The sequence below is a fragment of the Microcoleus sp. A2-C3 genome, from assembly GCF_036706065.1.
GTDB lineage: Bacteria > Cyanobacteriota > Cyanobacteriia > Cyanobacteriales > Microcoleaceae > Microcoleus.
Genome location: NZ_JAUBVX010000003.1, coordinates 193,941 through 204,062 on the forward strand (window position 1 = coordinate 193,941; position 10,122 = coordinate 204,062).

Here is a 10,122-nt window from a genome sequence, read left to right on the forward strand (position 1 = left end):
TGGGTAAGTTTAATGGAACGGTGATGTGAATCGTGCAGAAACTTTGAGCGCGCAGACGAAACCTCGCGGGCAAAGTCTCTCAATCAACCCGCTGGCCCCGATCGAGCTTTTCTAACAAATATCACTTTTATGCCCCCTGATGTTTATTCCCTCCCTCAGTCAGGTCATTAACCGCAATCCCCTCACCGTCACCCCTGGGACGCCCGTAGAAGAGGCGATCGAGCTGATGAGCAGCACAGGAGCCAGTTACGTCCTCGTGGTAGAACCGCGCGGAAATTTTCAACTCGGAAATCCCACCAACGGGACTTCCCCACAGTCGCGGGAAAAGTTGGGTTTGTACAAAGACGTACCGCGTGCAGTAAAAGCATCCGCCAACGGGATCAGTCTCAACGGCTCCAAAGCTTCCGATCCCGGCGCCCAGACGGTGCTGGGGATTTTTACAGCGCGAGATGTCGTCCAGCTAAGTTCTATAGGCGCTGCTTTGAGGGGATTTGCGATCGAGCAAATCATGATCCGAACCGTAACCGTAGCGCGAGAATCAGAAATTCCCGACTTTTTTGCCTTAGCAAATCTGCTGGACAAACATCTGATTGGGCATTTGCCAGTCGTCAACGACGCTGAAGAACTTGTCGGTATAATTAGCTCCCAAAGCTTGGTACAACTGTTGCAGGAAATTGGGGAATCGACACAACCACAAATTAGCAGCCCAAAGTCACCAGCAGCGCCCTTTGCCTTCCCTCCGCCGCTACCAATTTTACATCCGAAATTAGAGCTGCCTGCGAGTTTAATTAAACTCGCCCAAATCCCTCAAATCGCAGCCTCGCGAATTATTCACGCTCCTGCTACTGCTTCAGTTCGCTATTTGGCGCAACTGATGTTCCGACACAATGTTAGCTATGTATTAATCACTGAAACTCCCGAATCAAACTCGAATGGTGCTGCTACAAATTCCAAATTTACAAATCCCAACCTCCACAAACTGGTTGGCGTGGTAAGTTCGCGGGACATCGTGCAGTTGCAAGCCACGGGCAGAGACTCGAACAGAATTAGAGCGGGAGCGATTTGCAGCAGTTCGCCACCCCTGGTACGATCGCACTCTACCCTAGAAGCAGCCATCGCCCTGCTGCAAAAAAACTACTGCCAGTTACCTCTATTAGTCATCAACGACAGCAATCACCCGATCGGGATTGTCAATCCTCAAACTATCCTGTTACAAGCACTAGACTCAAAATCTCTGCATTCAGGCTTGATCGCTTTGCAGCGCCAGCTAGAATCTAGCAACGCGGAGTACAAAAGACTCTTGACAGAAATACAAATTCCGGCAGCCAATCGCTACCCAGGTGCAGAAATTGCTCAAAACAGTAGCGTCGCGCAGCCCCCAAATCTCCCCGCTACCGTCAACAATCAGGGGATTTGGGATTGGAATCTCGAAACAGATGAGTTTTTTTACTCGGCGCGATGGCAAGAAATGCTCGGCTACAAAGCAGGGGAAATCTCCAATCGCCGATCGGAATGGTGGAGTCGCATCCACCGAGACGACATTGACGCAGTAAAGGCAGCTTTAGAAGATCACTTCGCACAAAAAACAGCAGATTTTTCAGCAGAATATCGAATGCACTGCCAAGACGGCAGCACTGTCTGGGTGCTGAACCGAGGTCAAGTTTTGCGCAGCGCTACGGGCAAACCCCTGCGGGTAGTCGGAACTCATACAGATATTACTCCCAACCAGCAGTTAGAACTCAAAAACTGCGATGGCGTGGAGCAATTCCAAGTATTTGATGCTTTGAAAGCAACCGTAATTTTTCAGATGGATGCGGCGGGGATTTGGACATTTCTCAACCGCGCTTGGACTGAAATTACGGGTTTTTCGGTTGCCGAAAGTTTGACAACTAATTTTTTAGATTGGGTGCATCCAGATGAGCGATCGCATTGTGCAAATTTATTGGAGTCTTTGCTGTCAGGGAAGTCGGTATTTTATCGGCGAGAATTGCAAATTAAATACAAGTCGGACTCAGGCAAAAATGAATTGGAAATTCACAGTAATTCTGGCTTTGTTTCTGTTGAAATATTTGCCCAAGTTAGGCTGAATTCCCAAGGTGAAATAGTCGGAATTTTAGGAACTTTGCACGATGTCTGCAACCGCGTCGCAGGGGTTGAGGAACTGCGGGAAAGTGAGCGGGCAATTCGATCGCTCTACGAGGTAATGGTGGGCTCGTCAGGCTCTTTTGATGAGCGAACGGCCCGGTTGCTGGCAATGGGTTGCAGTCAGTTTGGGATGGATATCGGGCTGTTGGGCAGGGTTTTGGGCGATCGCTACGAAGTGCTCGCGGCTTATGTACCGCAAGATTTTCCCTTCGGATTTGCTAAAGGAGATGGTTTTTCTTTAAGCAGAACCTTCGAGCGAGAGGTTTTGCGATCGATCGAACCTATTTCGATCGAATCCGCCGGCACTACTGAGTGGAAGCAGCATCCCGCTTACGCCGTGCGCAGGTTGGAGGCTTTTGTCGGCACGCGGGTCATAGTCCAAGGGCGAGTTTTTGGCACTTTGAGCTTTACTTCCTGCACCGCTAAACCTCCTTTAAAACCGCTGAATTTAGAAATTTTAAAGTTGATGGGGAATTACATCGGTGCGGAAATTGCCCGCGAAGAGCGAGAGCGCACTTTGCAGCGTCAGTACCAGCGCGTTTTGCTGCTCAAGCAAATTACTCAAAAAGTGCGATCGACTTTAGACACTCAAGAAATTTTTCAGACTACCGCCACCCAAATCGGCCGCGTATTCGGCGTAAATCGCTGTACAATTCACACTTATCTTTCCCAACCTTATCCCCACCTTCCTTGCGTCGCAGAATACTTAGAACCTGGTCACGAATCGGCTTTAGATTTAGAACTTTCCGTGACTTACAACCCCTACACAGAAAAACTACTCGCTGAAGATATAGCCCTGGCATCTCCCGATGTGTTCACCGATCCTTTGCTCGAATCTTCAGTACCAATGTGCCGCCGCATCGGATTAAAATCTATGTTGGCAGTTCGCACTTCCTATCAAGGAGAACCGAATGGCATTATTACTTTGCACCAGTGCGATGCAACTCGCCAGTGGACTCCCGACGAAATTGAACTCCTAGAAGATGTTGCCGCTCAAGTCGGAATTACCTTAGCCCAAGCCCAACTTTTAGAAAAGGAAGTTCACCGACAGCAACAGTTAGCAGAGCAAAACGAAGCTTTGGAGCACGCGCGACAAGCGGCGGAAGTTGCTAACAGAGCTAAGAGCGAATTTTTAGCGACTATGAGTCACGAAATCCGCACTCCGATGAATGCGGTAATCGGGATGACCGGTTTGCTGCTGGATATGGAACTAACTACAGAACAGCGGGATTTTGTGGAGACAATTCGCACCAGCGGCGATGCTTTGCTGACTATTATTAACGATATTCTAGACTTTTCCAAGATTGAATCGGGCAAAATGGATTTGGAACGCAGCCCCTTCGAGCTGCAAAACTGTATAGAAGAATCTCTGGAATTGCTGGCTCCTAGAGCGTCGGAAAAAGGTTTAGAATTGGCTTACTTTATTGATGATTCTGTTCCAAAAAATATTTTAGGAGATGTCACGAGGCTGCGCCAAATCTTGGTAAATCTGCTAGGAAATGCAGTTAAATTTACAGAATCTGGAGAAATTGTCGTTTCTTGTACCGCTAGAAAAATCGAGCCGGTAGCTGCTAAGATTTTGCCGGAAATAACCAATATTCTAGCTCTGCAACCGCTAGCAATTAAGCAAGAACAGTTGCCAAGTACCAGACAATACGAGATTCAATTTGGTGTCCAAGATACCGGAATTGGCATTCCGCCAGACAGGATCGATCGCCTGTTTAAAGCTTTTTCGCAGGTGGATGCTTCAACAACTCGACAGTACGGCGGAACTGGTCTGGGACTGGCTATCAGCCAGCGTTTGAGCGATATGATGGGTGGTAAAATGTGGGTTGTCAGTCAGGTTTCTCCGGCAAGTTCTAAGTCTCAACCTGCTGTTTCTGCGATCGGACAAAGTATGGCAGGGACACCACCTGCGGGATTTTCTGCGCCGTCGATATCGGGTTCCGGTTCGATTTTTTATTTCACGGTAACTGCTGAAGCTAATGAAAGCGCGGTTGAGGAAAAACAGCCGGAATTTACTGTTGGCAAGCGTTTGTTAATTGCCGAGAATCATGCCATTAACCGACAAGTTTTGATCCGGCAAGCTGAGGCTTGGGGCATGATACCCGTGGCTGTAACTTCGGGCGCTGAGGCTTTGGAAATCATCAAAGAAAACTCGGCGATCGATTTGGCTATTTTGGCGATGAATCTACCAGATATGGACGGCGTGGCTTTGGCTGTGAAGATTCGTTCATGGGAGCTGAGCAATTTGTCTGGCGGCGAGGGGCTAAATCCGAATGTCATCAAAGTTACAAGTCCTCGCAAAGTTCCGCTACCTTTGGTGCTATTTACTTATTTGAGCAAGGCGGAAGTCTGGAAAAAACTTGAAACTACAGAAGTACATTTTTCGGCTTTTTTAACTAAGCCTCTAAAACAGTCGCAGTTTTATAATGTGTTGCTGCAAGTTTTTGGATATGTTGCCGGCAGAAGTGGCAAGGGAGAAGTTTCAAATGTGGCGACTTTGACTTCGGGATTGAAGTATTTTGAAAATTCTCAAGAACATCATCGCTCGCAGCGGACACCTGCGGTTTTGAGGCAGGTGGCGAGCAATTCTGTCGCACAGGATGCAGCTAATTCTACTCAAATTCGGATTTTGTTGGCGGAGGATAATGTGGTGAATCAAAAAGTAGCTACGCATTTGCTCGACAGGATAGGATATCGGGCAGATATTGCTGCTAATGGGTTGGAGGTTTTGGAGGCGCTGAAGCGGCAATCTTACGATGTTGTGCTGATGGACGTGCAGATGCCGGAGATGGACGGGTTGGAAGCGACGCGCCGCATTTGTGCGGAATGGCCAGCCAATAAGAAGCCGAGAATTATTGCGATGACGGCTAATGCGATGCAGGGCGATCGCGAAAAGTGTCTGGAAGCGGGTATGGACGATTATATTACTAAGCCGGTGCGCCGGGAAGAGTTGGCGATCGCCCTGGGCAAATGCCAACCCCTGCAACGGGATGAATTGGATGCCGTTGCTGAACTGAAAAATCAACATATTACTGACCCAGTTGACAGTGAGGCTGCTGGACACTCAATCGTTCAACCGGGAGCAAATTCGCCGATCGATTTTCATGTTTTGCAAAGTCTCCGCGAGTTAGACGATGAGGAAGACCCGGATTTTTTGGGGGAGTTGATTCAGATATATTTGTTAGACGCACCGCAGCAGTTAGAAACAATTAAGGAGGCTATTTTTCTCGGCGATGCTGATAGTTTGAAGCTGGCTTCTCACACGCTGAAGTCGAGCAGCGCTAATTTAGGAGCGGTGTCTTTTTCGGAAGTTTGCAAGGAGTTGGAGTTGATGGGCCGCTTGGCCGTTGAGTCTGGAGGAGAACAGGTTTTTGATGCGAGGACGGCGCGCGATCGGCTGTTGGAAGCCGAAACGGAGTGGGAAAAGGTACGGATGGCGTTTGAGACTGAATTAAAAACGGGGAAGTTGCGATCGCAAATCGGGTAATTTGTTATATCAATTCCGGTTGCACTCCTCCGGAATTGTTGACTGTTGACTGTTGACTGTTGACTGTTTGAACAATACCGATGCAACCGGAAACGATATTATTTGTTATTTGTTGGTTTTTGGTTGTTAGTTGTCAGTTTCAATGCCCAATGCCCAATGACCTGTTTGGCCAATGCCCAATTCCCAATGACCTGTTTGGCCAATGCCCAATTCCCAATTCCCAATTCCCAATTCCCAATTCCCAATTCCCAATTCCCATATTTAACTTTCACCTAAATACGCTTTCCGAACAGTTTCATTAGACTGCAAATCGCTAGCAGTACCGGCGACTACAACCTCACCAGTTTGGATCACATAGCCGCGGTGGGCTACACTTAAAGCCATGCGGGCGTTTTGTTCCACCAGTAAAATAGTAGTTCCGTCCGCATTAATATCGCGGACGATCGCAAAAATTTGACTCACCAACATCGGAGCCAAGCCCATACTCGGCTCATCCAATAATAACAAACGGGGGCGCGACATCAAAGCACGGGCGATCGCCAGCATTTGCTGTTCACCGCCGCTAAGAGTTCCCCCTTTTTGACTAATTCTTTCTCGCAAACGGGGAAATAAATTTAAAACTTTTTCCATATCAGACTTGATACCGAGAGTATCATTGCGGAGATAAGCACCCATTTCCAGGTTTTCTTGTACCGTCATGCGCCCAAAAATCAGCCGCCCTTCCGGGCTTTGAGAAATGCCCAAACGGACGATCGCCTCTGTAGACAGCGACTCCAAAGGCTTTCCCTCAAACAGTACAGTACCGCTACGCGGGCGCAGCAGCCCTTGAATCGTGCGGAGAGTGGTAGTTTTCCCCGCCCCGTTGCTACCGATTAATGTCACAACTTCTCCCTGCGAGACAGTTAGCGATACTCCTTTGAGAGCGTGAATATTTCCGTAATAGGTGTGAATGTCTTTAATTTCTAGCATAATTGCTCTTTCCGCTTTGTCCTTTGTTATATCGTCCCGACTAAGTATAAAATTTTATTGCATTTATTTAAAATTAACCTTTTTTATAGTAAACCAGAGCATCTCACGATCTTAAAATTATCTGCGTCAATCAGTGTTTATCTGCCTTAAATCTGCGGTTGACCGACTAATTGTATTAACCATGAACATCATCTTCTTTTCCCAAATATGCCTCAATCACACGAGGATCGGCGCGAACTTCTGCCGGAGTTCCCTCAGCAATTTTAGTGCCGTACTCCATCACACTAACGCGATCGCTAATTCCCATCACCACCTTCATATCGTGTTCGATCAGCAAAATACTCAAATCCAACTCATCGCGAATCCGGTAAATAAAGCGAGTTAAATCGGCCGTTTCATTCGGGTTCATCCCCGCCGTCGGTTCGTCCAAAAGCAGCACTTTGGGATCGGAAGCCAAAGCCCTGGCAATTTCCAATCTGCGCTGATCGCCGTAGGAAAGGTTTTTTGCCAACTCCGGCGCTTTCTTCACGCCCAAACCGACAAAATCTAGCATACTCAGCGCTTTTATTTTAGCTTCCCGTTCCTCGATAATCGCAGTCGGCGGGCGGAGGATTGCGCCCAACAAACCTGTTTTCATTCTGCTGTGCCTGCCTACTAAAACATTATCCAGTACAGTCATATTGTTAAATAAGCGGATATTTTGAAAAGTTCTAGCAATGCCGAAACTTGTCAGGCGATCGGGAGGCAAACCCGTGATATTCTTATTTTCGAGGAGCAAGTTACCGGCAGTGGGTTTGTAGATACCCGTCAGCATATTAAAAAAAGTGGTTTTACCCGCACCGTTGGGGCCGATCAAACTGGCGATCGAGCCTTTTTCCAAGGTTAAACTAACCTGGTTGACTGCTGTCAAACCGCCGAATCGCATGGTAAGTTGCTGTGCTTCTAATAATGACATTTTGGTTATGTTTCCTAATATTTTATATTGAAGTGTGAGATTTCACGCCGGCTTGTGAATCAACTTGGGAGATTCTCGGACATATTCTCTAATGTACAAACAAAATAGAACTTAAAAAGATTAGATTCGAGGGAACGGCGAGGGCGATATTGTACGTGCAAATCTGCCGTCGAGAAGTTCTCAATAAGTTTAAGATTGAGTTCGTCAGCCAAAGTGGAAATTTGGTCAAAGCCAGTAATCCACGGTGCATACATACTTTCGTATTTATCTATGTAATCATTGATATCTTGGTAGCCCGTCGTTCTCAAAATCACTTTTTCTGACATATAATCAAAGGACAATCGGAAATTGTGAACATTGTCACTAATTTGTTCTAAGACAAATATTACATCTTTTTTGGCAAGCAAGGTGGTGTTACCTTCCCACAAAAAATATGTCGGTATGTCGAAGTCAAATTCGCTGTGTTTCAATAAGGATATTAAACCGTCTTTTACATAATCGCCGGGAATGTAGCGAACATTTGCCCTAACTTTGTTGGCTTTGAGAGTTTTTTCCTTTAATTCAAGAGTAGCCGGATCGTCTATTTCAAAATAAGTGACTCTTTCTCCATTGATTCTCGCAGCGCGAGTGTCTAAACCAGAACCTAAAATAACTACTTGTTTGCAACCTCCTAAAACTTGATTTGATAAAATATCATCAAAGTATTTAGTCCGCAGCTTCACCATTTCTTTAGCAGCGGGAGAGTTTTGAGCTATTTGGTCTGCTATTTTTTTCGTTTCTTCATTCAGCCATATTTTTACTACATTATCATTGTAAAGAGGAATTGTTTCTTGATTTTCTTCCGCTCTAAATTCCGCAACGATAAAAGCAGTACCTGTTACATTGTTCATGGCTAAACTTTCCTCTTTACTATTGACTTCTGGCATCGGCTAAAGACTCATTGCTTGCTTCACCATCCGAATGCAGTTCTGCTTGGTGGATTTTATCAGGAATCAGCCCCTCTGGCCGCACGATCATCATCACAACTAAAGTTAAACCGAATAGAAACAAGCGCATTTGAATCGGGTCTAAACTGGTTGCTAGAAAGTCGGCTAACTGGGGAATTGCAATTCTGGGAAGTACAAAAGTATTCAGGAAACCTTTGAGGACTTGGGCGAGTTGGGGTAGATAAAGCCGATCGGCAGACATGATAATGATAGCGCCCAAAATTACCCCGGTCATGTTGCCCAAACCGCCTAAAATTACCATACACAGGATAATCACCGATACTGAGAAATCGAAGACGCTGGGAAAAACCGCGCTGATATAGGCGGCGTAAAATGCGCCTGCAAACCCCGAAAATGTCGCTCCCATCGCAAAAGCCGAAAGTTTGGTTTTGACTAGGTTAATGCCCATTGCGCTTGCCGCTAATTCATCTTCGCGCATGGCATTCCAGGCCCGTCCCAAGCGGGAATCTCGCAGCCGCGAAATCATGAAGTAAGCGAAGACGACTAGCAGTAAAATTAGGTAGTACCAGGGAAAGTAGTTGCCGGTGCTGAAAGTGCCGATGATGGGGAGAGATGGACGCGCGATCGGGTTGATGCCCGCTTCGCCGCCGGTGAGGTTAAAAGGTCGATCGCACCCAACGAGACACAACACCAATTCCGGCTTACCTAAAACTGAAGCGACAATCTTCGAGATTGGTTCATCGATGCGAATGGCGGTTAAATTCCGAAATACCACCGGGATAATTTCGCCAAAACCGAGGGTAACAATTGCCAAATAATCGCCCTTGAGTCGCAGTGTGGGAATACCCAGAATAACGCCCGCAATGCCAGCTACACCGGCGGCGATCGGCAAAACTACCCAAAAATTCCAAGCAATATTTATCTGCCCGGAAGATAGCAAAGCTGTCGTGTAAGCGCCGATCGCAAAAAACGCCGCATATCCCAAATCCAACAACCCCGCAAAACCCACAGTAATATTCAAACCCAGGGCCAACATAATAAAGATTTGAATCTGTACTACCGTAGCAATCCAGCCGGTTTGAGCCTCAAGATCGATAAACGGAAACAGAATTAAGATAAAAGCTAATGTTACCAGAGTAGCCTGTCGTTGGCGTTGCGGCGGCAAACCCTGCAAAGCACCCATTAATGTAGCTGTCAAAAGTGCGATCGCCAAACTGCAAACCCCGTACACCAAAGTAGTCGGTAAAGCCACAGCAGATTGACCGGAAAAAGGTCTAACTAAAACCCCTTCTAGTACGCTAGCAACCAACAGCCAAACGCCCAAACCCAAACCCGCAAAACAGCCAACTGTTGCGCCCATTTTTGGGTTTTGAACCTTCTGATCTTGACAACTCATGAAGCCCGCTGCCGTGCCCATCAGCCATCCGATGACTGTGCCGCTCCAACCGCCGAATAACACAACAGTCAAAAAGGCGATCGCCCCTAATATACCGCTTGATTTAATTGCTTGGATTATCTTGTTTGACATAGGTCAGAAGTTATTGGTTATTGGTTATTGGTTATTGGTTATTGGTTATTGGTTATTGGTTATTGGTTATTGGTTATTGGTTATT

6 protein-coding genes are annotated in these 10,122 nt (G+C 46.7%); 1 reads left to right on the plus strand and 5 read right to left on the minus strand.

Annotated elements, in window-relative coordinates; all coding sequences use genetic code 11:
- Positions 1 to 139: 139 nt before the first annotated feature.
- Positions 140 to 5,638, plus strand: coding sequence for a response regulator (locus QUB66_RS03655; protein ID WP_332965854.1), 5,499 nt, complete (start codon positions 140 to 142; stop codon positions 5,636 to 5,638).
- Positions 5,639 to 5,764: 126 nt separating this feature from the next.
- Here QUB66_RS03655 and QUB66_RS03660 read toward each other — a convergent pair whose 3' ends face one another.
- From QUB66_RS03660 to QUB66_RS03680, 5 genes are all read right to left on the minus strand, one after another.
- The gene (locus QUB66_RS03660) at positions 5,765 to 5,890 is read right to left on the minus strand and encodes a hypothetical protein (protein ID WP_332965852.1); all 126 of its coding nucleotides are present in this window, start codon (positions 5,888 to 5,890) and stop codon (positions 5,765 to 5,767) included.
- Positions 5,891 to 5,899: 9 nt separating this feature from the next.
- Positions 5,900 to 6,607 (minus strand): ABC transporter ATP-binding protein, encoded by a 708-nt coding sequence (locus QUB66_RS03665; RefSeq protein ID WP_332965851.1) that lies wholly within the window; start codon positions 6,605 to 6,607, stop codon positions 5,900 to 5,902.
- 175 nt (positions 6,608 to 6,782) lie between these two features.
- Positions 6,783 to 7,562, minus strand: a complete 780-nt coding sequence (locus QUB66_RS03670; protein WP_265239789.1) for an ABC transporter ATP-binding protein — start codon at positions 7,560 to 7,562, stop codon at positions 6,783 to 6,785.
- 59 nt (positions 7,563 to 7,621) lie between these two features.
- The gene (locus QUB66_RS03675; protein WP_265239788.1) at positions 7,622 to 8,452 is read right to left on the minus strand and encodes a class I SAM-dependent methyltransferase; all 831 of its coding nucleotides are present in this window, start codon (positions 8,450 to 8,452) and stop codon (positions 7,622 to 7,624) included.
- 19 nt (positions 8,453 to 8,471) lie between these two features.
- On the minus strand, positions 8,472 to 10,037 hold the full coding sequence (locus tag QUB66_RS03680; protein ID WP_332965848.1) for a branched-chain amino acid ABC transporter permease: 1,566 nt from the start codon (positions 10,035 to 10,037) through the stop codon (positions 8,472 to 8,474).
- Positions 10,038 to 10,122 lie beyond the last annotated feature (85 nt).

What these genes read in the sequence shown, in the direction of transcription:
- QUB66_RS03655 (WP_332965854.1), top strand. Translation starts at nt 140, where the DNA reads ATGTTTATTCCCTCCCTCAGTCAGGTCATTAACCGCAATCCCCTCACC.
- QUB66_RS03665 (WP_332965851.1), bottom strand. Translation starts at nt 6,607, where the DNA reads ATGCTAGAAATTAAAGACATTCACACCTATTACGGAAATATTCACGCT.
- QUB66_RS03670 (WP_265239789.1), bottom strand. Translation starts at nt 7,562, where the DNA reads ATGTCATTATTAGAAGCACAGCAACTTACCATGCGATTCGGCGGTTTG.
- QUB66_RS03675 (WP_265239788.1), bottom strand. Translation starts at nt 8,452, where the DNA reads ATGAACAATGTAACAGGTACTGCTTTTATCGTTGCGGAATTTAGAGCG.
- QUB66_RS03680 (WP_332965848.1), bottom strand. Translation starts at nt 10,037, where the DNA reads ATGTCAAACAAGATAATCCAAGCAATTAAATCAAGCGGTATATTAGGG.